At 72.6% G+C, this 23,046-nt stretch carries 20 protein-coding genes; 10 read left to right on the top strand and 10 right to left on the bottom strand.

Annotation, left to right across the window (positions count from 1 at the left end):
- Window positions 1-90: 90 nt before the first annotated feature.
- Window positions 91-2,250 (bottom strand): PhoX family phosphatase, encoded by a 2,160-nt coding sequence (locus ABGB21_RS02985; protein WP_347656519.1) that lies wholly within the window; start codon window positions 2,248-2,250, stop codon window positions 91-93.
- Window positions 2,251-2,540: 290 nt separating this feature from the next.
- Between ABGB21_RS02985 and ABGB21_RS02990 the strand changes: the two genes are divergently transcribed.
- Both ABGB21_RS02990 and ABGB21_RS02995 read left to right on the top strand, forming a co-directional pair.
- On the top strand, window positions 2,541-3,056 hold the full coding sequence (locus ABGB21_RS02990) for a sigma-70 family RNA polymerase sigma factor (RefSeq protein WP_347656584.1): 516 nt from the start codon (window positions 2,541-2,543) through the stop codon (window positions 3,054-3,056).
- Entirely contained in the window at window positions 3,053-3,745 is a 693-nt protein-coding gene (locus ABGB21_RS02995) for a zf-HC2 domain-containing protein (RefSeq protein ID WP_347656521.1), read from the top strand. The genes ABGB21_RS02990 and ABGB21_RS02995 overlap by 4 nt, the downstream gene beginning before the upstream one ends.
- Window positions 3,746-4,076: 331 nt before the next feature.
- On the opposite strand, the gene ABGB21_RS03000 is transcribed toward ABGB21_RS02995, so the two are convergent.
- The 4 genes from ABGB21_RS03000 to ABGB21_RS03015 form a co-directional block, all read right to left on the bottom strand.
- Window positions 4,077-4,679 carry a DoxX family protein gene (locus ABGB21_RS03000; RefSeq protein WP_347656523.1) on the bottom strand — a complete coding sequence of 201 codons (603 nt, stop codon included), beginning with the start codon at window positions 4,677-4,679 and terminating at the stop codon, window positions 4,077-4,079.
- Window positions 4,680-4,892: 213 nt separating this feature from the next.
- Window positions 4,893-5,390 carry a GNAT family N-acetyltransferase gene (locus ABGB21_RS03005; RefSeq protein ID WP_347656525.1) on the bottom strand — a complete coding sequence of 166 codons (498 nt, stop codon included), beginning with the start codon at window positions 5,388-5,390 and terminating at the stop codon, window positions 4,893-4,895.
- A 97-nt stretch (window positions 5,391-5,487) separates the two neighbouring features.
- The gene (locus ABGB21_RS03010; RefSeq protein ID WP_347656527.1) at window positions 5,488-7,098 is read right to left on the bottom strand and encodes a glycosyltransferase; all 1,611 of its coding nucleotides are present in this window, start codon (window positions 7,096-7,098) and stop codon (window positions 5,488-5,490) included.
- Window positions 7,095-8,588 (bottom strand): glycosyltransferase family 4 protein, encoded by a 1,494-nt coding sequence (locus tag ABGB21_RS03015; protein ID WP_347676245.1) that lies wholly within the window; start codon window positions 8,586-8,588, stop codon window positions 7,095-7,097. Before ABGB21_RS03015 ends, ABGB21_RS03010 begins: the two co-directional genes overlap by 4 nt.
- A 390-nt stretch (window positions 8,589-8,978) precedes the next feature.
- Between ABGB21_RS03015 and ABGB21_RS03020 the strand changes: the two genes are divergently transcribed.
- The 3 genes from ABGB21_RS03020 to ABGB21_RS03030 all read left to right on the top strand — a co-directional run bounded on the left by ABGB21_RS03020 (window position 8,979) and on the right by ABGB21_RS03030 (window position 11,990).
- Window positions 8,979-10,013 carry a glycosyltransferase family 2 protein gene (locus ABGB21_RS03020; RefSeq protein WP_347656531.1) on the top strand — a complete coding sequence of 345 codons (1,035 nt, stop codon included), beginning with the start codon at window positions 8,979-8,981 and terminating at the stop codon, window positions 10,011-10,013.
- Window positions 10,003-11,139 (top strand): glycosyltransferase, encoded by a 1,137-nt coding sequence (locus ABGB21_RS03025; RefSeq protein WP_347656532.1) that lies wholly within the window; start codon window positions 10,003-10,005, stop codon window positions 11,137-11,139. The genes ABGB21_RS03020 and ABGB21_RS03025 overlap by 11 nt, the downstream gene beginning before the upstream one ends.
- A 107-nt stretch (window positions 11,140-11,246) precedes the next feature.
- On the top strand, window positions 11,247-11,990 hold the full coding sequence (locus ABGB21_RS03030; RefSeq protein WP_347676247.1) for a hypothetical protein: 744 nt from the start codon (window positions 11,247-11,249) through the stop codon (window positions 11,988-11,990).
- A gap of 24 nt (window positions 11,991-12,014) precedes the next feature.
- Here the strand turns inward: ABGB21_RS03030 and rarD are convergent, their stop codons facing one another.
- The 4 genes from rarD to eccE all read right to left on the bottom strand — a co-directional run bounded on the left by rarD (window position 12,015) and on the right by eccE (window position 16,044).
- Window positions 12,015-12,947: an EamA family transporter RarD gene (rarD, locus tag ABGB21_RS03035; protein WP_347656534.1), complete on the bottom strand. Its 933-nt coding sequence runs from the start codon at window positions 12,945-12,947 to the stop codon at window positions 12,015-12,017.
- Window positions 12,944-13,438 (bottom strand): GNAT family N-acetyltransferase, encoded by a 495-nt coding sequence (locus tag ABGB21_RS03040; protein WP_347676249.1) that lies wholly within the window; start codon window positions 13,436-13,438, stop codon window positions 12,944-12,946. The genes rarD and ABGB21_RS03040 overlap by 4 nt, the downstream gene beginning before the upstream one ends.
- A gap of 112 nt (window positions 13,439-13,550) precedes the next feature.
- A complete protein-coding gene (locus ABGB21_RS03045; protein ID WP_347656536.1) occupies window positions 13,551-13,937 on the bottom strand; it encodes a phage holin family protein in 387 nt (128 codons plus the stop codon).
- 235 nt (window positions 13,938-14,172) lie between these two features.
- Window positions 14,173-16,044, bottom strand: a complete 1,872-nt coding sequence (eccE, locus tag ABGB21_RS03050) for a type VII secretion protein EccE (protein WP_347676251.1) — start codon at window positions 16,042-16,044, stop codon at window positions 14,173-14,175.
- A 100-nt stretch (window positions 16,045-16,144) separates the two neighbouring features.
- Here eccE and eccB point away from each other — a divergent pair, with 100 nt between their 5' ends.
- The 3 genes from eccB to ABGB21_RS03065 all read left to right on the top strand — a co-directional run bounded on the left by eccB (window position 16,145) and on the right by ABGB21_RS03065 (window position 18,418).
- Entirely contained in the window at window positions 16,145-17,539 is a 1,395-nt protein-coding gene (eccB, locus tag ABGB21_RS03055) for a type VII secretion protein EccB (protein ID WP_347676253.1), read from the top strand.
- A gap of 243 nt (window positions 17,540-17,782) precedes the next feature.
- Window positions 17,783-18,100, top strand: a complete 318-nt coding sequence (locus ABGB21_RS03060) for a WXG100 family type VII secretion target (protein WP_347656539.1) — start codon at window positions 17,783-17,785, stop codon at window positions 18,098-18,100.
- A gap of 24 nt (window positions 18,101-18,124) precedes the next feature.
- A complete protein-coding gene (locus ABGB21_RS03065) occupies window positions 18,125-18,418 on the top strand; it encodes a WXG100 family type VII secretion target (protein WP_347656540.1) in 294 nt (97 codons plus the stop codon).
- Window positions 18,419-18,680: 262 nt separating this feature from the next.
- On the opposite strand, the gene mycP is transcribed toward ABGB21_RS03065, so the two are convergent.
- Entirely contained in the window at window positions 18,681-19,913 is a 1,233-nt protein-coding gene (gene mycP / locus ABGB21_RS03070; RefSeq protein ID WP_347656541.1) for a type VII secretion-associated serine protease mycosin, read from the bottom strand.
- Window positions 19,914-20,128: 215 nt separating this feature from the next.
- On the opposite strand from mycP, the gene ABGB21_RS03075 reads away from it, so the two are divergent.
- Entirely contained in the window at window positions 20,129-22,678 is a 2,550-nt protein-coding gene (locus ABGB21_RS03075; RefSeq protein WP_347656542.1) for an SseB family protein, read from the top strand.
- Window positions 22,675-23,040 carry a hypothetical protein gene (locus ABGB21_RS03080; protein ID WP_347656586.1) on the top strand — a complete coding sequence of 122 codons (366 nt, stop codon included), beginning with the start codon at window positions 22,675-22,677 and terminating at the stop codon, window positions 23,038-23,040. The genes ABGB21_RS03075 and ABGB21_RS03080 overlap by 4 nt, the downstream gene beginning before the upstream one ends.
- Window positions 23,041-23,046: the final 6 nt, after the last annotated feature.

A 23,046-nucleotide genomic window follows, 5' to 3' on the forward strand; every position in this document is an offset into this window, starting at 1 on the left:
CCGGAGTGGGCCGGATCCGGGTACGACAACGGCCTCCGGCCACCCGCCGCGACGGGGTGACCGGAGGCCGGAGGTACGGGTCGGGGTGGGTCAGCTGCCGACCACACCGCCGTCGAGCCGCCAGGTGACCACCACGCCCGGCTTGGCGAAGTCCCCGTCCGGCCAGTTCGAGGCGGGGTTCTCCAGCGAGGCGCCGGTGATCTCACCCGGGTGCTGGACCGCCACGAAGACCGAACGGTTGTCCGTGGTGATGAACGGTCCGCACGTCTCGGCACCGACCGGCACGGTGAGGAACTGCTTCAGGTGGCCGCGCTCCGGACCCTCGACCGCGGTGGCGAAGAGCCCGTCGTTGCTGCCCAACGCGTTGCCGTCGGTGGAGATCCAGAGGTTGCCGGAGCCGTCGAACGCCACGTTGTCCGGGCACGAGATCGGCGACACCTTCGTCTTGTCGTAGCCGGCGAAGAACGTCGACGGGTCGGTCGGGTCGCCGCAGACGATCGGCACCGACCAGGCGAACGTCTCCGCGGTGTTGTCGCCCCGGTCCTCGACCAGCTCCAGCACGTGCCCGTGCTTGTTGTTGGTCCGCGGGTTCGCCTCGTCCGGCTTCGGGTTGCTGCCGACACCCCGGTTGGTGTTGTTGGTCAGCGCCACGTACACCTTGCCGGTCAGGTGGCTCGGCTCGACGTCCTCCGGGCGGTCCATCTTGGTGGCCCCGACCGCGTCACCGGCGAGCCGGGTGAAGGTGAGCACGTCCGCCGCGGTCATCCCCGGGACGTACGACGTGCTGCCCCGGACCAGCTTGATCCACCTGCCGCGGCCGTTGAAGGCGCCGTCGGCCGGCACCTTGCCCGAACCGTCGATCTCGTCGGCGCTGGTCTGGTCGAGTTTGGCGACGTACAGGGTGCCGGACTCGAGCAGGCTCAGGTTGTTCTGTCGGGCGGCCCGGGAGTCGCCCTTCATGAACTTGCGGTCCGAGACGAACTTGTACAGGTAGTCGAACCGCTCGTCGTCGCCCATGTACGCCACGACGTGCCCGTCGCGCGCCACGATGACGTTCGCGCCCTCGTGCTTGAACCGGCCCAGCGCGGTGTGCTTGCGCGGGGTGCTCTCCGGGTCGAACGGGTCGACCTCGACGATCCAGCCGAACCGGTGCGCCTCGTTCGGGTGCTTCGCCAGGTCGAAGCGCTCGTCGGCCCGCTCCCACTTCCGGCTGTCGGCGGGGTACCGGGCGGTGGTGCTGATCCCGTACCGGGCCAGCTTCGGCTTCAGTGTCTCCGGGACGCCGTCGCCGCCGACGAAGTACTGGTTGAAGTTCTCCTCACCGGACAGGACCGTGCCCCACGGGGTGATCCCGCCGGCGCAGTTGTTCAGGGTGCCGATCGCGGTCCGGCCCTGCGGGTCGGCCTTGGTCCGCAGCCACGCCGAGCCGGCTGCCGGGCCGGTGAATCCGAAGCGCGTCTCGTGCGCGGTGATCCGCCGGTTGTACGGCAGTCGGCCCTTCCGGACCGGCTTCCACTGCCCGGTGTCGTCGACCCGCTCCAGCTCCACCACGCTGAGCCCGTGCGCCGCCATCGCGGTCCGGATCTGCTCGACGCTCATCGCGTCGAAGGTGGTGAAGTTCGGGAACATCAGGTTCTCGTTGGTGTACTCGTGGTTCACCACCAGCAGCGCCCGCTCGCCCCGACGGTCCAGCGGCAGTACGCCGACGAAGTCGTTGTTGTAGCCGAACTGCTGCGACTGCCGGGACGGGCTCTGCCGGTGCACGTCGAGGCGGGGTGCGCCGGGCAGCACCGGGTCACCCCAGCGGATCACCACCGAGTGGTCGTACCCGTTCGGCACGACCAGGGTGTCGAGCTTGTTCGGCGGGATCGGCTTGAAGGTGAGCGCCCCGTTGCCGGAGCCGTGCCGGGACGGGGTGAAGCTGTCCACCTCCGGCACCACCGGGATGGCGCCGCCCGGGGTGGCGCCGCCCGGGGTGGCGTTGCCGGGGGCGGCCAGCGCGGGCGAGCCGGCCAGCGCGCCGGCGGCGGCACCGCCGAAGCCGAGCACCAGGGCACCGACCGCGCCGGCCCGGACCACGCCCCGCCGGGTCACCTCACCGTTCACGACGTCCCCGAAGTACGGGTTGTCCGACTCGTTCGGCACCGGGTGGTCGCAGGCGTTGCCGCAGCGGTACATGCAGGTCATGGCGCTGCGGCTGCCGTGGCCGGCCGGGCCGAGCAGGGGAAGCAGGCGGGGTCTCTCGCTCATCGTTTTCGAGCCTCTCTGCTGATCGGGGGGAATCCACCCGGCCGGAGTCGGGGAAACGCGGGCGGATGTCAGCCGGACGCTAGGAGGGCGGCGTGATCGCAGCCCGGCCCGCGGGTGAAGCGGAAGTGAACAAGGTCCCAGTCCGCGCAGGTTCGGCCGTTCGGTGTTGAACCGCTCGGCCGTAGGGTCCGTGGGAACGGGCGGGGGCGGGTTGTGCCCGGGCCGGCGTCGGTTCGGGGCACAACAGCCGGGGCCGGTTCTGCCGGGCGGCGCGGAGGCGAGGTGACACCATCGGCGACCAGGACGCGGAGTTGCTGCGCGCCATGCACTCCGAGCACGCCGAGGCGCTGCTCGGGCACGCGCTGCGGCTGATGAACGGTGACCGCCAGCGGGCCGAGGACCTGGTGCAGGAGACCCTGCTCCGGGCCTGGCGCCATCCGGAGGCGATGGACCCCGGCCGTGGCCCGGTCCGGGCCTGGCTGTTCACCATCGCCCGCAACCTCGCCATCGACGCCTGGCGCAAACGCGGCTCCCGGGTCGGCGAGGTGGTCACCGACGATCTTCCCGAGCCGCCGCCGGTGGTCGACGAGGCCGACCGCGCGGTGGAGGCCTGGACGGTCGCGGAGGCGCTCAACCGACTCTCCGCGTCGCACCGGGAGGTGCTGGTGGAGTGCTTCTACCAGGGCCGTTCGGTGACCGAGGCGGCCGCCCGGCTGGGCATCCCGCCCGGCACCGTCAAGTCGCGGACGCACTACGCGCTGCGATCTCTACGTTTGATACTGGCCGAGATGGGGGTGACCGGGTGATGCGGTGCGAACACGCCCATGACGATGGCGCGTACGTGCTCGGTGCCCTCTCGCCCACCGAACGCGCCGCCTACGAACGGCATCTCGCCGTCTGCCCGCCCTGCCGGGAGGCGGTCGCCGAGATCGCCGTCCTGCCGGGGTTGCTGGGTCGGTTGGACCCGGCCAACCTCGACCGGATCGCCACCCCGCCGAACCAGGAGGAGCAGCTGCCGAAGCTGCTCGACGCGGCCCGGGAGCGGCGCCGTCGGGACCGACGTCTCACCCGGTTCCGGGTCGCCGGGGTGGTGGCGGCCGCAGCCGCACTGGCCGCGCTGGCCGGGTTCGGTGCGGCCGGGCCGCTGACCGGCGGTGGCTCCGGCACCGGCGTCGAGGTGCGGATGGTGGCGATGGAACCGGTGCGGGGCGGGGTTCCGGTCACCGCCGAGATCGGCTTCGACGGGACCCGGTGGGGCACCGTGGTGACGATGCGCTGCCAGTACGCCGAGACGGCCGACTACACGAAGGCGTACACCTTCCGGCTGGTGGCGCACGGACCGAACGGCGAGACCGAGCAGGTCGGCTCCTGGCTCGCCGCCCCCGGCGACGACGCCACCTTCACCGGGGTGACCCGGTTCACCCGCTCCGAACTGGTCCGGCTGGAACTGCTCCGGTACGACAACACCCCGCTGCTCGCCTACGACGTGCCCTAGCCGGGACGTCGTACCAGCGGGTCGACCTCGCCCCTGGGGAAGGGACCGGGCTGCTCCGGTGGACGATCCGGAGTTGCTGCTGCCCGGCGAGTTCGGGGCCGCCACCCGGCTGTCATGGTCGGCAGCCTCCAGTACGACGTGATGGCCGGTGCCCCGGCCTCTACGGCCGACACGCTGCACCGGCTCGCCCCGACGTACGACGAACTCGCCACCGCGCTCGGCTGAGCCGGCGAACTGGCCGAACACAGAGTTTCGGCGGACCGCGGGGGGTTGCGGTCCGCCGAAGCGGCTGGGGAGTCGCGGGCCGGCCACCTGGGCGGCCCGGCCGTGTTCAGATCATCCAGCGGTGCCGCTGTACGAAGGGCAGTCGCGCCCACACTCGACCCAGTCCCCAGGTGTGTCCGGAGTACGTCGCGGCGAGGACGATCGCCGCGACCGCGTAGACGATGTGGTAGTCGACCAGCGGGTTGGTGGAGCCGGTCGGCTCGCCGGTGCTGGTGTGCTGGGCGAGCGGGAACTCGGCGAACCACATCAGCACCATGATCAGCGCGCCGGAGACGGCGGCGACCCGCAGCCCGATGCCGGCGATCAGCGCGACGCCGACCGCGAGCATGCCGACCATGAACAGCGTGTTGGCCCACCAGGTGCCGGCGACGGCGTGCGCGACCGACTCGAACGGTCCGACCGAGACCGAGGCGAGGAAGCCCTTGGTCGGTGATCCGCCGTTGATCCACGCCTTCGCGGCCGGGGTCGAGTAGCCGAGGCCGAACGTCTTGTCGAGGAAGGCCCAGAGGAAGACGAAGCCGGTCGAGATGCGGAGCACGGCGAGGGCCCGGGCGCCGGTGTGGCTGAGCATCGCGCCGGGGGAGACGGCCCGCTCCAGCGGGGTCGACACCGTGTCGGTCGGGGGGTGGGTGCTGTGTCGGGTGGTCATCGTTGCCTCCGGGTCACCGTCGTTCTGACACCACCTACTCTCCGCCGGTCGACGCCGTGGCACCCGGGGCGCAGCGCCCCTGTGTCCGGGACCAAGGTCCCGTCCCGGGCCGGGACCTCCGGTCCTGCCGGGGCACGGTCAGCGGACGGAACAGGCTGGCTCGGGCACGGTCAGCGGACGGGACAGCTGGCTCGGGCACGGTCAGCGGACGGACTACCGGGCCGGGGCGCCGCTGAGTTCGCGGCCGTAGCAGACCTCGACGTAGGGGCCGGTGCGGTAGGCCGGGATCTCGACGTAGCCGTGCCGGAGGTAGAGGGCGCGGGCGTCGGTCAGGTCGAGTCGGGTGTTGAGCACCATCCGGCGGGCACCGGCGAGTCGGGCCTGCTCCTCCAGCACCGCCAGCAGCAGCGCACCGCCGCCCCGGCCGCGGAAGGCGGGACGGACGTAGACCCGGGTCAGTTCGGCGCGTTCGGCGTCCAGCATCAGGAACCCGCCGCAGGCGGCGGGTTGGCCGGCGTACCGGCCGACGACGAACTGGCCGGTCGGCGGGGTGAGCAGTGGGGCGTCGTCACCGGCCAGGCCCTGCTCGACCTCGGCCTCGGTGGCGGGCCGCAGCCAGTAGCTGCCGGCCACGTCGGCGTAGTAGTCGCGGCGCAGTCGGGTCGCGTCGGGAGTGTCGACGGCTTCCGGGGTCAGGGTCCAGGTGGTCACCCGGTTTTCTACCCCGGACCGGAGCGGTTGACCAGCGGGTTTCCGTCCGCTGATCGGACCGACGACGTCGGGCGCCGTCCGTCGGCACGCACGCCGGTCAGCGGCGGCGGAGCGTATGGCGGAGCTTTTGGTTGAGCCGGGCGGTGACCCGGCCGGGGGTCACCGGCACGACGGAGATCATCAGCCGGCCGGACTCGTCCCGGACCGGGGTCAGCACGTAGAGACGGGCGCCGCGTCGGCGTACCAGCGGTACCGCCCCGGCGAGCCGGGTCGCCCGCAGCGCGGCGGCGCCGCCGGCACCGTTCGCGCTGTTCGCGCCGAGCGCCCGCGCCGGGTCGAAGGTGCCGATCTGGGCGGAGACGATCCGTCGCCGTCCGGTCGGGCCGGTGCCGTCGAGCAGGTCCGCGGCGCGGAACCGGATCCGTAGCCGGGTGCCGGCCGGGCCGCCGGCGGTGACCACGGTCTGCGCCGGGATCTCCTCGGCGCTCACCGTCAGACCGCCGGTCCCGCCGGTCGCCAGTTCCGGCAGCGGGGTGTACGCGTGCAGCGTCAGCACCCGCTCGCCCCGCTCGTCGCTCTCCCAGCCCAGTTGGGTGACGTCGAGTTTCGCCGGCCACTCCGGCACGGCGGTCACCTCGAAGCAGCTGTCCGGCAGGCCCCGCGCCGGATCCCGGAAACCGGGGTACGCCGCGTACCGGCGGTCCCCCTCGACCACCGTCGACGGCACGCCGACCTCGGCGTCCTGCCGGATCACCGCGAGCAGGTCGTCGAGCTGGCCGTCCCGGGTCAGCGCCAGCCGGATCCGGGTCTCCGCGCCGAGCTGCTGGTTGATGTCGTCGGTGAGGTACGCCCCGACCAGTCGCCCGATCCGGGTGTGGATGGCCTGCTGGGTGTCCCGGTCCAGGCGGAGCAGGTCGTCCTCGACGAGTCGGGCGATCTCGTGGTCGAACCGGCGGGCCATCACCGCGTCCCGCTGGCTGCCCGGACCGATCAGGTCGGCGATGAACTCCATCAGGGTCTCGACGGTGCCCAACCGATCGAGGTGCCGACTCAGGTAGGTGATGTTGGTGGCGCTGAACCGGCGTACCGCGTAGTAGAACTCGTAGTCGGCGAGGACCGAGATGCGGTTGGCCCGGTAGCAGGCCTCCAGGGTGAACGGCAGGTCGCTGGCGATCCGCAGGTCCTCCCGGTAGCGGATGCCGTGCCGGTCCAGCAGCTCCCGACGGAACAGCTTGGTGTTGGCCAGCGACCGCGGCAGCGGAGAGTCGAAGAGGCTGAGGTCGGGCTCGTTACGGGCGAAGATGTCCTGGTAGATGTGCCGGCTGTTGACCCCGACGACCTTGCCGAGCACGACGTCCGAGCCGTACTCGTCGGCGGCGGTCACCAACCGTGCCAACGCTTCCGGGCCGAGGTGGTCGTCGGCGCCGACGAAGAAGACGTACCGGCCGGTGGCGGCGTCGAGTCCCCGGTTGAACGGGCGGGCCGGGCCGCCGGAGTTCTCCTGGTGGATGACGGTGAAGACGTCCGGGTAGCGGGCGGCGAACCGGTCGAGTTCCCGGCCGCCGCGGTCGGTCGACCCGTCGTCGACCGCGACGACCTGCAGCCGGTCCAGACCGATCGTCTGCCCCACCAGCGATTCCAGGCAGCGGGTCAGGTACGGCATGGTGTTGTAGACCGCCACCACGACGCTGACGTCCGGTGTCCTCATCGGAGGTTCGCCTGCCCGGCGGGCGTCGGCGTGACCGGCTCCGTCGCGAGCAGGTCGCGGTAGAGCGTGTCGAGCCGGCGGGCCTGGGCCGCCCAGGTCCAGCCGGGCAGCGGCGAGTCCGGCCCGTTGTAGGCCGCCCGGTAGCGCCCCGGGGCGGCGAGCACCGCTCGGACCGCCCGGACCAGGTCGGCCACGTCCCGGGCCCGGAAGACCTCACCCTGGCCGGTGGCCCGGACCGTCTCCGCCATCGTCCGTACGTCGCTGACCACGATCGGCAGTCGGGCGTGCGCGTACTCGAAGAACTTGGTGATCAGGGCGATCTCGTGGTTGGGCCAGTGGTGCAGCGGGATCAGCCCGACGTCGGCGGAGGAGAGGAACGGCACCACCTGCCACGGCGACACGTACCGCTGGACGTGTACCCGGTCCGCGACGCCGAGCCGGCCGGCGGCGGCGGTCAGCTGGCGGACGTACGGCGCCTGCGGGTCGCCGACGACCAGGGCCAGGTGCACCCCGCCCAGTCGGGGCAGCGCCTCGACGACGGTGTCCAGGCCGCGTTGGACCGCCGCCGAACCGGCGTAGACCAGCAGTGGGGTGGATCCGTCGAGCCCGCAGAGCCGCCGCAGGTCCGGTGCCGCCGCCCCCGGCTCATCCCCGGTCGGCTCGCCGGTGGACGGGTCACCCTCGCCGTCGACGGCGGGGGCGTTGAGGATGACGCCGGGGCGGGCGGGCAGGTGGTACTCCCGGTGCAGGAGGTCGGCGAGGCCCTCGGAGACGGTCACCACCGCGTCGGCGTACGGGGCGTACTCGCGTTCGTAGCCGAGGTGGGCGGGGAGCCAGCGGGCGTTGTCCCGGCGGGGCCGCGCCCCCGGCAGGAACTCGTGCGCGTCCCAGACCAGCCGGACCGGCCGGCCCGCGCCCCGGGCCCGCTCCCGCGCCCGGGCGCCGACACCGAGCATCCGGAAGTCGTGGGCGTGGATCAGGTCCGGGGCGAGGGCGTCGACGACCGGGCCGAAGGCCCGCTCGTAGTTCCACAGCCCCGGTTCGAGGCGCCGCCACGCCCCGTCCCCCTGCACCGCCCGCCAGAGCCGGACCTGGGCGTGTTCCAGCGGTCGACGGGCCAGCCGGGCGGCCCGCAGCGGCAGGCCGCCCCGGGCGAGCAGCCACTCGCGCGGCGTACGCCGAACCGGCCGGGTGGCCGCCGCCCCACCGGCCGGGACGCCGTCGCTCGTCGGGCCGTCGCTCGTCGGGGTGGTGGCGGGGGCCGGGCGGGCGCCGGGCATCGGCAGCAGCCGGACCAGCGCCGGGCCGAGCTGCCAGCGCTGTTCCCGGTCGGTCGGGGAGCAGCCGAGCAGTGTCACGTCCCAACCGGCCTCGGCCGCCGAACGGGCGGTCTTCTGGACCCGGGAGTCGCCCTCCACACCGTTGTCGACGAGCATGACGACGCGGCCACGGGCGCCGCGCACCGCCGCCGTACCGTCATTGGTTCCCATGATTCTCCGATTCCCGGGATACCGACCGAAATCTCCGGCGAGTGTACGGCAACCCATTGAGCGGTGAACCCGGGTGCGCCGGTCCGGCGGACAACTCCGACACGTCATCGTGGAGCCGTGCACCGGTCGTCCGGGCGACATGTTCGCTGTGGACAATATCCGCAGCCCAGCGCCGCTCATGTCACCGAATGGACACCCTCCGGCAGGCTTCTGCTTCCGCGATGTACGGCTATTCGCCGCACAGAATCAACCTTCACGTCGCGGCCGGCCAATAGTGTTTCGGCAGCATTACGCAGCCCTCTCTCGACGCGTAACGGACTGCGCCGGTCGTCGTACGGGGCCGGTCAGGAAATGCACCCCTCGAATTCATGTCGGAGTTGGCAGGTCTTCATGTCCGCTACACCCACCGTCAGCGTGGTGATCCCCACCCGGTCCCGGCCGGAGCTGGTGACCCGCGCGGTCCGCAGCGTGCTCGCCCAGACCGTCGACGACATCGAGGTCATCGTCGTGGTCGACGGACCCGACGACCTGACCCGGGCGGCACTGGTGGCCCTCGACGACCCCCGGGTGCGGGTGGTCGAACTGCCCGAGTCGCAGGGCGCGCCGAACGCCCGCAACGTGGGCGTGGCCGAGGCGCGGGCGCCGTGGACGGCGCTGCTCGACGACGACGACGAGTGGCTGCCGGAGAAGCTCGCTGTGCAGCTCGAACTCGCCAAGGGCGCCCGGGTGCCGACGCCGATCGTGGCCAGCCGACTGGTCAACCGTACGCCGCGGGCCGAGTTTGTCATCCCGCGTCGGCTGCCGGCCGCCGACGAGCCGCTGAGCGAGTACCTGACGGTCCGGCGCGGCCTGTTCCACGGCGACGGCTTCATCCAGACCTCGACGATCCTGGCCCCGACCGAGCTGCTGCGCCGGGTGCCGTTCACCGTCGGACTGCGGCGTCTGCAGGAACTCGACTGGACGCTGCGGGCGCTCAGCCACCCCGACGTCGACCTGGTCATCGCCGCCGAACCGCTGGTCGTCTGGTACCAGGACGAGAACCGGCCACGGATCAGCGACGGACTCTCCTGGGAGCACCAGCTGGAGTGGCTGCGCCGCACCCGGCCACTGCTGACGCCGAAGGCGTACGCTGCGCTCACGATGAGCGTGATCAGTTCGATGGCGGCGCCGACCCGCAGCCCGAAGGCGTTCCGGACCCTGCTCGGCGAGGCCCGCCGGCACGGCCGCCCGGGGCTCATCGACTACCTGACCTTCGCGCAGATCTGGATGATCCCGCCGCAGCTGCGGCGTACCCTGCGGGACCTGGTGCTCGACCGTCGTCGCACCGCCGGGGAGACCGCCGCGGTCGGCACCTCGACCGCCGGCACGGAACCGAGGGCGGGTGACTGGCGTCCGGTGGGCGGAGCGGAGCGTGATGTCCGCTGACCGGACCCTGGTGATCTGGCGGAGTCACCTGCTCGCCGGCTCCGAGACCTTCGTCCGCAACCACGGTGCCGCGTTGACCCGGTGGCGCCCGGTCTACCTGGGCGCGGTCCGGGTCGACTCGGCGGTCGCCGCCGACAGCGACGTTCTCGTCTACCCGGACCGGGTGCGGGACCGGGGGGCTTTTCTCCAGCTCAAGCTGACCGGTGAGTCGCCGCGACTGCGGCACCGGCTGGCCGCGCTGCGTCCCGCCGTGGTGCACGCCCACTTCGGCAACGACGGCTGGCTGGTCAGCGGATCCGCCGGCCGGCTCGGCGTGCCGCTGGTGGTCACCCTGCACGGGTACGACGTGACCCGGCTGCCCGGCGAGCCCGGCTGGCGGGGTGCCCGCTACCGGCGGAACCTGCGGCAGATGTTCGACCGGGCCAGCGTCGTCCTCGCCGTCTCCGGACACATCCGGGAGCGGGCGGTCGCGCTCGGCGCCGACCCGGCGAAGGTACGGGTACACCACACCGGCGTTCCGGTCCCGCCACCACCGGCACCGACGGCGAAGCGGTGGGACCTGCTCTTCGTCGGCCGGTTCGTGGCGAAGAAGGGCATCGACGACCTGGTCGAGGCGGCGGCCCGGCTCGACGTACCCCGACCCCGGCTGTTGTTCGTCGGCACCGGGCCGCTGGAGCAGCCGATCCGGGAGCGGGCCGCCGCGCTCGGGCTGGACGCCACCTTCCTCGGCGCCCAGACCCCGGCGGAGGTACGCCGCCACATGACCGAGTCGAAGATCTTCGTCTCGCCCTCGAAGACCGCACCGAACGGCGAGTCGGAGGGACTGCCGACGACGATCCTGGAGGCGGCGAGCCTCGGCGTGCCGGTCGTGTCGACGTACCACAGCGGGATTCCGGAGGCGGTGCGGCACGAGGAGACCGGCCTGCTCGGGCCGGAGGGGGACCGGCCGGCGTTGGCCGCCAACCTCCGGCGGCTGCTCGCCGACGACGAGTTGCGGACCCGGCTGGGCGAGCAGGCCCGCCGGCACGTGGTGGCGCACTTCGACCTGGCCACCCAGACCGCCCGCCTCGAGGAGCTGTACGACAGCCTGGGCAGCCGCTCCGCGGCCGGCCTCGACCGGCGCTGAGCGTCCCGGTGGCGGTTATCCGGTTGACCGGTCGACTCGGCGCCCGGTAGACACCTGCATCTGCGGCCCGGTCCGGGTCGTGGACGTGGTTCAGCTGGGAGAACGTGATGATCAGGATGTACACCGCCGTGGAGCGGCCGGACCTCTGGGCGCGTGGGATCAACTCCCGGGAGGTGTGGCCGGAGTACAACATGCACGGCAACGTGGCCGACGTGTACTGGGACCATCTCGACAAGGAGCTCGCCGACTTCCAGTTCGTGCTGCACGACGACGAGACCGACGAGGTGCTGGCCGAGGGGCACACCGGGCCGTTCGGCTGGGACGGCGACGACAGCACGTTGCCGGCCGGCTTCGACCCGGCGCTTGAACTGATCTTCGCCGAGCGCCGGTCCGGCGCGCCGGTGAACACCCTCTGCGCGCTGGCCGCCGAAATCCCGCGCGGCAACCGCAGCCGTGGTCTGGCGGCCGAACTGCTGGCCGGGATGCGGACCATCGCGCAGCGGCAGGGGCTCACCCACCTGGTCGCACCGGTCCGCCCCTCCTGGAAGGAGCGCTACCCGCTCACCCCGATCGAGCGGTACGTCCAGTGGCGTCGCGAGGACGGGCAACTGCTCGACCCGTGGATGCGGGTGCATGAGCGGCTCGGTGCCCGGGTCGCCGGCCCGCTGCCGGAGTCGTTCGGGATCACCGCCCCGATCGCCGACTGGGAGTCCTGGACCGGGCTGGTCTTCCCGGACTCCGGCGACTACGTCTTCCCGGAGTGCCTGGCCCCGGTGTCGATCGACCGGGAGACCGGCGTCGGGTCGTACTGGGAGCCGAACGTCTGGATGGTCCACCCGCCGGTGCGGTAGCGGCGCGGACCGGAGCCGGCCGGGTCAGCGGGCGGCGGTGGCGGCGGCCGGCTCCGGGGTGGCGGCGAGCAGCGCGGCGCGGGACCGCCGGACCTGCCGGATCCCGTCCACCGTGAAGACCACCAGGGCGAGCCAGACCAGGGCGAAGCCGGCCAGCCGGGCCGGTGGCATCGGCTCGTGGAAGACGAGTACGCCGAAGATCAGCTGGATGACCGGGGCGAGGTACTGCAGGATCCCGAGCGAGGTCAGGGTGAGCCGGTTCGCCGCCCCGGCGAAGAGCAGCAGCGGGATCGCGGTCGCCGCCCCGGCCAGCATCAGCAGTACGGTGTGCCCGGCCGAGACGTGCCCGAAGGTGGACTCGGCGTGCCAGACCAGCCAGCCGAGGTAGCCGAGCGCGGGCAGCGCCAGGACGGCCGACTCGACGAACATCCCCTCGGCGGCCGGCAGCCCGAGCCGCTTCTTCACCAGGCTGTATCCGCCGAAGCTCGCGGCCAGGGTCAACGCCAGGTACGGCGGCCGGCCGTAGTCGACGGTCAGCACCACGACCGCGCCGCCGCCGATGCCGAGCGCGGCCCACTGTGCGGCCCGCAGCCGCTCACCGAGGGCGAAAACCCCGAGCAGGACCACGACCAGCGGGTTGATGAAGTAGCCGAGTGCGGTCTCCACCACTCGCTCGGAGTTGACGCCGTAGATGTAGGTGCCCCAGTTGATCCCGATCAGGGCGGCGGCGAGCACGATGCCGGCGAACGCGGCCGGCCGGCGGCGCAGGCCGAGCAGGAAGCGCCAGTTGCGGGCGGCGGCCAGCAGCAGGGCGACGAAGAGCACCGACCAGACGACCCGGTGGGCCAGGATCTCGATCGGGCCGGCCGGCTTGAGCAGCCGGATGTAGAGCGGGAAGAACCCCCACAGGGTGTACGCCCCGAGCCCGTAGAGATAGCCGCGTCGTGCCTGGTTCACCGGTCCACCGTAAGGGGCTCGGTGGGATTGGAGCCCTTTCCGGTGAGGGGTGTCACCTGCTGGGGGAAACACTCCATCCACCGCTCGGGGCTGACCAGCGGTTGGAAGCCGAGCGGCGCGTACACCCCGTGCGCGTCGTTGGTGGCGAGCAGGATCCGGCGCAGCCCCAGCCCGGTCAACTCGTCCCGGGCCGTGCCGACCAACCAGCGGGCCAGCCCACGCCCCCGCTCTGCCCGGTCCACGTAGACGTCGCAGAGCCAGGCGAAGGTGGCGCCGTCGGTGACCACCCGGCCGAACGCCACCTGGACGCCGTCGCCGGGGCGGTACACCCCGTACACCCGGGATCCCTCGACCGCCCTGAGCGTCACGTCCCGCGGCCGGCCGATCGCCCAGTACGCGTCGGTGGCGAGCCAGTGGTGCACCCGGTCGACGTCGAGCCGGCCCGGGTCGTCGCAGAGTTGGTAACCGTCGTCGCGGGTCAGGTTCAGCACGTCAGCGACGGTAACGTCGACCTGCCCGGCCGCCCCGGGCCAATTCCCGACCAGTGGTCGGCGCCCGGCGGCTCGGCGCTGGCCACGCCAATCCGCCGGGCGGCCCGGTGGATCAGTCGCGGTCGAGGACCAGGCCGAGCAGCCAGGTGACCAGGCTGACGAAGAGCGCGCCGAGCACCGCCGCCGGCCAGAACCCGTCCACCTCGAACGGCAGCCCGAGCTGCCCGGCGATCCACCCGGTGAGCATGAACAGCAGCGCGTTCACCACCAGCGCGATCAGGCCCAGGGTCAGCACGTACAGGCCGCAGCCGAGGGTCTTGATGATCGGCTGCAGGATCGCGTTGACGACGCCGAAGATGACCGCCACCAGGAGCAGCGTGCCGACCGCGCCGGAGATCGAGTCGGTGTCCAGGGTGATGCCCGGGATGATCAGCGTCGCCAGCCAGAAGGCCACGGCGGTGCTGACCAGCCGGATCAGAGGACCCTTCAGAAAATCCATGCGGGCGATGGTGTCACGAAATCCCCCTATCGGACGAGTCGGTCGAATGGCTGGTCCGTCCGTCCGGGCGCGGTTCGACTCGCCGCCGGGGCACCCCGTGTGGTGCACAGTACGAGCCAGTCGCGGCCACGCTCGTCCGGCTCTCCGGCCTCCGGTGGCTCGTCGCCGGGCCGGTAGAGCAGTCTGGGCAGGGAGCGGTAGAACGGCAGGTCACGCGACCCGGGCCCGTACCGGCTCAGAACCGGGAGGGTGGGCCGATGAGCTGCTGTTCGATCGGGGTGGCGGAGAGCAGCGCCCAGCGCAGCACCCGCCGGTTGATCACCCCGACCATGTCGGCCTGGATCCGGGTCAACCAGCTCGCCGAGTCGCCGAGCCCGAGCGCCAGACCGGCCAACTGGGCCTCGTGCGGCCGTAGCGGTTGCAGCACCACCCGGTCGGCCCGGGACACCGCGAGCACGTCGACCGGGGCCAGTTCGTCGCGTACCACCAGACTGGCCTGCCAGCCCGGCCCGGGCTGGGAGTCGGCGGCGACCGGCCCGACGTCGACGACGACCAGCAGTGGCTGGAGTTGACTGCCGGGCGGGCCGCCGACCGGCCGCCCCGGCGGGATCAGCGCGATCGGCGACCCCGGTCCGCTGGCTCCCCGGACGAACGGCTCCCAGGCCCGCGGCCGGGCGGTCTGCACGACGATCCGGGCACCGAGCGCCATCGCCCGCAACGCGATGAGCTGCGCGGCGCGTACCCCGCCGATCAGCACCACCCGGGTGGTCTCGGCGCGGAACAGCCGGGCGAGCACCGCCGACCCGTGCCGGTTGGCACCGATCATCAGGCCGGCCAGACCGATCGGCAGCTCCAGGGCGTCCACAGCGGACGCCGCCATCGTGGTGTCCGGGTTCGTCGCCATCGGCCCGGCCCCGAGCACACCCAGCGGCAGGGTGGCGGCGACGCCGTCGAGCTGTTCCCCGTCCAGCCGGCGGGCGCGGGCGTGCTGGGTCTGGAGCAGCCGACGCAGCCCCTGGACGGCGGTCGCCAACGCCGGGGCGGTGGTGGCGGCGAGTCGTACCGTCACGTCCACCCGGACCGTCTCGGAGCCGCCGCCCACCCACGGGCCGGCGCTGACCGAGACCGTGGTCGCGGTGGCCGGCAGGGCCATCAGCTGGGGAATGAACCGGCGTCCGGTCTCGGTCCGCAGGTCGGGCCAGCGGCGCAGCCGGAAGGTGGTCTGCACCAGACCACCGAGCTGCACGCCCTGCCAGCTCTCCCGGCCGGCCTGCACGCCGTCGTGGTGGGACAGTTCGGCGAGTACGTCGAGTGCCGCCCGTTCGCCCAGCGCCCGGCTCGGCACCGGCTTGAGCCGGCGACTCACCTTGCGGACCGCGCTGGACAGGGCGCGTCGCAGGTCCTCGTCGGACCAGCCGTCGGCGCGCAGCACCCGGACCGCCAGCAGGACCCGCTCGTGGCCGAGGAGCCGTCCGTCGGTGAGCTGCCGGTACGAGTTCGCCGGGGTGCCTCCGCCGGCGCTCAGCGTCGGTGCGGGCGCCCCGGCGATCAGCAGCTGGATCCGGGTCGGCGGGGTCTCCGGGCTGGCCGCCGGCAGCAGGCTGGCCGGAGAGAGCAGCGTCTGCGGGGTGTCGGTCAGCATCCCGACCTGGTCGCCGAGCTCCAGTACGGCGGTCAGGCCGTAGGCGTCACTGACGATGGCGGCGGCGTCCCCGGCCAGTTCGGCGGGGACCACCGTGGCACCGGGACTGACCAGGTCGAGCAGTGCCTCCGGCGGAGCCGACGCCCGGAGGGTGCGCTGGCGGCCGGAGTAGCGCAGACCGATGCCGATCCACTCGAACAGCCAGCGGCGGCGCAGCCGGATCCAGGTCAGCAGCACCAGGACGAGGGCGACCAGGACAGCACCGGTGACCGCCAGCGCCCCGTGGCCGACAGCGGCGATGACCAGGGCCGCCGCGACCTGCAACGTGACGATCTGCCCGGCCCGTACGCCGAGCGGGCCGGACCGGGTCGGAGTGGACGCCGCCGGTAGCGGTGCCGGTGCCGACCGGTCCAGCCGGTTGCCGCCGGCCGGCCGGGTCCTGTTGTCTGCCGCAGTTACCGTCACCGCGATAGCCTCCCCTGGATGGGCGTCGCCGGTGGGCGTGCCCCCCGCGATTCGCTCAGGGGCCTATCGTATGGGCCGGACAACCGGAGAGGGGGCCCGCATGCCGTCACGGCAGGACCAGTTGCACTCGTACCAGTTCATGGTCCAGCGGGTGGTGGGCGCGCTGGTGATGCGCGAGACTGATCCCGCGCAGTCGCCGTTCCGGCGGGCGGCCGGTGCCACCCTGGCCAGCATGCTGGTCGCGCTGATCGCGGTCGGTGGCGCCGTGCTGTACGGCCTGTTCGTCGGCGGTGGGGCCACCAAGTGGAAAGAACCGAACGTGGTCATCGTCGAGAAGGAGTCGGGCGCCCAGTACGTCTACCTCGACGGCAAACTGCGGCCGGTGGTCAACTACACCTCCGCACTGCTGATCGTCGGCAAGGGCAGCCAGGCCAAGACGGTGTCGGTGTCGCGCAAGTCGTTGGAGGGCGCGACCCGGGGTGCCCCGGTCGGCATCCCCAACGCCCCCGACTCGCTCGCTCCCCGGAACCGGCTGATCACGAAGGAGTGGACGGTCTGCTCCGGGCCGCGGTCCGGCGCCCAGGCGGCACAGTCGGCGCTACTGATCGGCAGGACCGCGCCCGGCGGTACGCCGATGGGCGACGACGCCCTGCTGGCCCTGCACCCCAGTGGATCCCTCTATCTCGTCTGGCACAACCGCCGGCACCTGATCCGGGACAAGCAGTTGGTCGTCAGTGCGCTCGGCCTGAACGGCCACCGGCAGGTGCCGGTGGCGCCGGCCCTGCTCAACGCGTTGCCCGCCGGGGCGGACCTGGCCCAGGTGTCGGTCGCCGGCGCCGGTCAGCCGTCCCAGGTGGTGGCGGACGCCCGGGTCGGGGACGTCTTCTACGTCGAGCCGCCGGGTGGTGTCCGGCAGTACATGGTGGTCAAGACCGACGGTCTGGCCACCATCACCGAGCTGCAGTCCAGCCTGCTGGTCGCCGGGCTCGGGCAGCAGGGTGACCCGGAGCGGATGTCCCAGGGCACGTACGCGAACACCACCAAGTCCGACGACCTGCTCCCGCCCGACGAGGGCGCGCCACCGGCCACGATTCCGAAGATCGTGGCGTCGGAGAGCAGCGTGGTCTGTGCCGACGTCCAGGACGACAGCGGGGTCAAGCAGGTCAGGGTCGGTGCCGATCTGCCGGACCTGGCGAACACGACCGAGACCACCGCCCGGTCGCCGCAGGGCGCCGGACTCGCCGACCACGTCCTGGTGACGCCGGGCAGCGGTGTGGTGGTCGAGGCGGCCGCCTCGCCGGGCGCGACCGGTGGCGCCATCTCGGTCGTCACCGACCTGGGACAGCGGCACGCGGTGGCGAACGCGGACGTGCTGGGCAGTCTGGGGTACGGCGGTGTCCGGCCGGTGCGGATGCCGGCGAGTCTGGTTTCGCTGGTGCCGACCGGTCCCGCGCTGAACCCGGAGGCGGCCCGTAACACGCCGGGGCAGCAATAAACGATGGTGCTCGAATAGGCTGTTCAGCGACGATGTCGGCGGGATCGAGCAGCGTGACGGCACGGGTTGTTCACCCGGTGGGCCCGAAGGGGTACCCAAGAGTTGCTCCCGCCCGCTACCGTCAGCTACAGAACTGAGTGCCGTGCCCGGGCCGGACGCCGGACCGGGTGGGCATGAGCCGGAGGGTCCGCAGTGGACTCCTCGGAAGAGGAAACGAGTCAAGGGAGCGGGGTGACGTCGGGGGTGTCCCAGACGCAGGCAGAAGCCGCAGTGATGCAGCAGACCGCCCAGAAGTTCGAGCAGGTGGACCAGTCGCTGCAGAGCATGCTCAGCGGTCTGATGAACCAGCTCGAGGTGCTGAACAGCGCGTGGCGCGGTGCTGGTGGCCGCTCGTTCGAGCAGGTCAAGCAGCAGTGGGCGCAGCACCAGGAACAGATGCACCGTGCGCTTCGCGAAACCGCGGGCGCGATCCGTACGTCCGGCCAGCAGTACGACGCGTCGGACAGCGAGGCGTCCAGCCGGATGTCCGCCACCAACTCCGGCATCACGCTGCCGCTCTGATCTCACTGGGGAGGGATGATTCCGATGAATGACGGCGTACTTGTCGTCCAATTCCCCGCGTTGCAGCAGGCAAGCGCGGACATCCAGAAGGCGATCAACACGCTCGACTCGCAGCTCGACCAGCTGGAGAGCGACGCGGCGCCGCTCGTCTCCACCTGGGAGGGTGAGGCGCAGCAGGCGTACCAGGTGCGCCAGGCCAAGTGGCGCCAGTCGCAGCAGGAGCTGTCCAGCATGCTGCGCGACATCAAGATGGCGCTCGACGAGTCCGCGCAGGACTACCTGAGCACCGAGAAGAAGAACACCAGCCTGTTCCAGTAAGGGACAGCGGCGGTACGAACCGTCCGAGGATGCCCCGGGGGCGCACGTCCAGCGCCGCACCCCCGGGGCACCTGTTGTTCCGGGGTCCGGAAGCTTGTTCCAGGGCCGGAAAGCGACGCCCGGACCGGAAGCTTGTGCCAGGGCCCGGAAGCGACGCCCGGACCGGCCGACCGACCCGGCGGACGAAGCCGGGTGGCCGGACGGCACCCCGGCCGGCCCCCCGGGCTCCGCGAGCTACGCGGGTTCGGCCGATGCCGGCCAGCTACGCAGGGTCGGCCGACGCCGCGGCGTCGGCGGGTTGCGCCGGGTCGGCCGGCCGCCAACCACGGCGGATGCCCCGCGGCACCACCACCGCCAGCAACAGCGCCAATCCGGCGACCGTGCCGGCCAGTCCGGCGACCCAGAGCGCCCGCTCCTGGGCGACCGACCGTCGCTGTGCCCGGGCCACCTCGGCCGGGTCCTCTTGGTGCGGAGGCAGCCCGGCGGCCACCGGTCGCGCGGCCGGCGGCGGGGTGTCGGTGACCGCCCGGTACGGGTTCAGTACCCCCGCGCCGAAGGTGTCCCGGTCGCCACCCGCCGGGTCCGCCGTCGCCACCAGCCGCTCGGCGACCTGCTTGGCGGTGAGGTTCGGCAGGTACTCCCGGACCAGCGCGGCGGTGGCCGCCACGTACGGGGTGGCGAAGCTGGTGCCGTTGTCGATCTTGTGGCCGCGTTCCGGTGTCGCCACGATCACGTTGCCACCCGGGGCGACGAGATCGACCCAGTCACCACGCTGCGAGAAGGGCGAGATCTGGCCGTCCTCGCCGATCGACCCGACGCCGATCACCCCGTCGTAGGCAGCCGGATACGGACGGGGGTTGCCCTTGTCGAAGTCGTTGCCGGCGGCGGCCACCACCACCACGTCGTTCTCCAGCGCGGACGCGATCGCGGCGCGGATCAGCGGGTCGTCACGGTGGAAGGTGACCGAGAGGTTGATCACGTCAGCGCCGTTCTGCACCGCCCATCCGATGGCGGCGGCGAACTCGGCCGGGGTGGCCGTCTCGCCTCTCTCCTCGCCGTCGACCTGGCGTCGTTCGCTGACCCGTACCGGAAGGATGTCGACGTCCGGAGCGAGGCCCCGCAGGCCCATCCCGTCGGTCGGCTTCGCCGCGATGATGCTCGCCACGCCGGTGCCGTGCCCCACACAGTCCCGGCTGCCGTCGAGGCCGGGGACCAGATAGTCCCGGCCCACCTCGACCCTGCCCCGCAGCTGGGGATTCGTCTTGTCGACCCCGGAGTCCATCACCGCGACCGTGACCCCTCGGCCGGTGGCCAGCGGGGCCAGGCGTTCCGGCGAGTAGCGTTTCTGGGCCCAGGGCACGACGCTGCTCGGCCGGGGCGGCTGCTCGTTGCCGTCACAGCCCGGCAGGGTGCGTAGCGCCGTCGGGGGCAGGGGGGCCGCGACGGCCGGCCCGGCGGAGAGCAGCGGTACCGACACCGCGATGACAGCGCCCACCAGGGTGAGTCGTATTCTCCGGCCAGGCATCACTTGCCTCCGAATCGGTTCGGTCCGCCACTGGGTCGGTACGCCGTCGGTTCGGGTCCGCCCACCGGATGCTATCGGTGGATCGCCGAGCGCGGGATCCACCGCCAGCCAACCATTGTGATCATGTACCTACCTTGTAGGTTGTACGCGACGCTGATGGCCTGTTCGGCGAAGTGGAGGTGGCCGTGACGGAATGGGAGGCGGCCACCGATACCGAGGCCGCGATGCGGGACGCGCTCCGGGCAGGTGACCAGGAGCTCTACTTTCGGATGCTCGCCCGGACCGAGCTGCTGCTGCCGGTCTCCGCCGACGCGCTCGCCGGTCGGGCCCCGATGGGGTGGGGGACCTGGACCACCGGTGGCCGTACGCACGTACTTGCCTTCACCTCGGCCACCTCGTTGCAGACGTGTCTGGCCGAGAGTGCCGGATCGTTCCGACGGTTGGCATATCCGGAGTTGGCGGGTGGTTGGCCGAACCCGGAATGGTGGCTGGCCGTCAACCCGGGGCTGCCGATCGAGGGATACCTGCCCGCCTGGTTCGTCTCCCAGCTCGGCCGCGGGGACGTCCGGCTGCCGGGCCGGACCCGGGCCCGGCTGGAGCAGGTCGAGCGGGTCGCCCGCGCCCGGGCCACCGCGTCGGTCCCCCGGCGTACGCCCGGTGGCGGGCCGACGGTCGCGGATCGCCCGGTCGGTCCGGCCAACCCGTTCCCGGAACCGCCCCAGTCCACGCAGCCACTCCGGGCGTCGGAGCCGCAGCGGCCGTTCCGTCCGGCGGAGGTGCCGCACGCCCGGCCCGCGCCGCGGCGGCCGTTCCGCCCAGCGGAGGTGCCGCCCTCCCCGCCGCCGTCGGAGGCGCCGCCGCAGTCGTTCGGTCCGGCGGAGTCGCTGTACGCCCCGCCGCCGTCGGAGGCGCCGTCGCAGTCGTTCGGTCCACCGGCGGTGCCGCGGTCGTTCCGCCGGCCGGATCCGGCACCGACCCTGGTCGACCCGGCCTCCACAGCCGCGACCCAGCAGCCCACCACCGTGCCGGTGATCGCCCCGAGGACGGATTCCGGCGACTGGAGCAGCCCGCAGAGTCCGGCGGAACCCACGGTCGGCTGGATGACGCCGGTGCGTCGTCCCCACCCCACCGAACCGGCAGGTGCCGGAGACGGCGTACCGACGCCGCCCCCGCCGACCCCGACGCCGTTCGAGTCGTCTCCCGCTGTCACGTTCGCCGGTTCCGCCGAGCAGGTCGGCGAACCGACGGCGGCACCGGAGCGGTCGCCCGACCTGTCACTCTTCACTCCGGTCTCCCGGCGGCCCGTCGAGGACGTCGACCCGGCCCGGTCCGCCCAGGCACGACCGGACAGCGGTGCGGAGCAGCCCGACCAGGCGTGGCCGGCCAGCGGTGCGGAGCAGCTCACCCAGGCCTGGTCGGTCGGCGGCGTGGAGCAGGCCGTCCCGGAGTGGTCCACCGCCCGGTCGGAGCAGCTCACCCAGGCCTGGTCGATCGGGGAGACCGAGCAGGCGACGCAGCCGTGGTCGGCCGCCGACCCACCGGCGGTCCCGCCGAGCCCCATGGCAGAGCCGAGCCCCGCGCCGGCGGCGAGCCCGGTGGCGGGACCGGTGGCGGGACCGAGCCTGGTGCCGGCGGCGAACGGCACGGTGCTGCCAGCGTCGGAGACCGGACACCCGGCAGCCGCCGGGCCGGATCCCGCGGACCCGCCGAGCGGCGGCGCGACCGCCCCGGAGGCGCCGTCGGCCCGTCGGCTGCCCGTCGACTTCGTGCCTGCCAACGACGTCGAGCGGAGCCTGCTCGACGCGGCGGGCGGCGGCAGCACCGACACGTTCCTCTCCACCCTGCTGCTCGCCAAGGTGCTGCTCCCGGTCGCCTACACGTCGGCGGACGGCAGCCGACCCGGCGACGACGGGTTCGAGTGGCGTACCGAGACGCTCGACGGTGAGTCGTACGTGGTGGTCTTCACCTCGCCCGAGCGGCTCGTAGACCACCTACCGACCCCGACCCAGACGGTCGAGGTGAAGTTCGTCCAGCTCATCCGGCGTTGGCCGGACGAGGCGTGGTCGTTCGCCGTCAACCCGGGGACACCGGTCGGGGCCAAGCTGCCGGGCAGCGAGATCGTCGCCCTGGCGAACTGGGCCGCCGAGGTCGGGCTCGGCGACGACCCCGAGGCGGCCGAGTCGACGGCGACGGCACCGGCCGAGGAGGAGACGCCCCGGTCGACGTACGCGCCGGCCCGGGAGGATCCGGGACGCCCGACCATGATGCAGAAGGCGATCGCCCCAAGCCAGCTCGCCTACTACCTCGACCGGGGCTACGACCGGGTCTCCGGCTTCGTACACCGGGCCAACGAGGTCGCCCACCTGCGTACCCCGACCAAGCTGTACGCCGCGCTCGGTCTCGGGTACCCCAACTCGCCGTTCTCCCGGGACGCCGACGAGGTGTACGTGCTGCGCTGGCCGGCGCACCGGCCCAGCCTCTACCGGATCCCGTACGGCGGGCAGAACGAGGCGGCGATGCGGGCGATGGAGGGCTGGGTCATCGAACGGCCCCCGTTCCGGGGCAACGGTTTCGCCCCCGGCGAGAGCAGCGATGTGGTGGCCGAGTTCAAGGTGGACAGCGTCCGACTGCCGCACGGTGCCGAACTGTGGCGGGTCGGCGCGGACGGCACCGAACGCCTCGTCGCCACCCTCGACTGTGACCAGCCGCGCTGGCGTCGGGCCGGGGAGGACTGATGCGGGACGGCTACGTCGCCCAGTGGCGGGGACGGGAGTACGAGGCCAGCCCGGACGGCGACGACGTACGGGTCTACCAGGCCGAGCCGGGCGAGGGGTTCAGCGAGGTCCGGGCGGGCCGCTTCGTCCGGGTGGTGCCGGCCGCCGAGGTCGACGACCTGGCGTACGTCCGGACCCGGTGCACCTGGCAGGGGCAGCCGTTCATCGTGCTGGCCCGACACGAGAACTGGCTACGTGTCGAGTACACCGGCGGACGGTGGCCGGTCGCCGAGGCGATGGGTCTGGAGCAGTTCGACTTCGGCGTCTACCAGGGCTGGGCGCCGGCGGCGGAGGTCACCGACCTGCGCGAACACCGCGCCTGAGCCGGC

The organism is Plantactinospora sp. B24E8, assembly GCF_039871735.1.
Classification (GTDB): domain Bacteria; phylum Actinomycetota; class Actinomycetes; order Mycobacteriales; family Micromonosporaceae; genus Plantactinospora.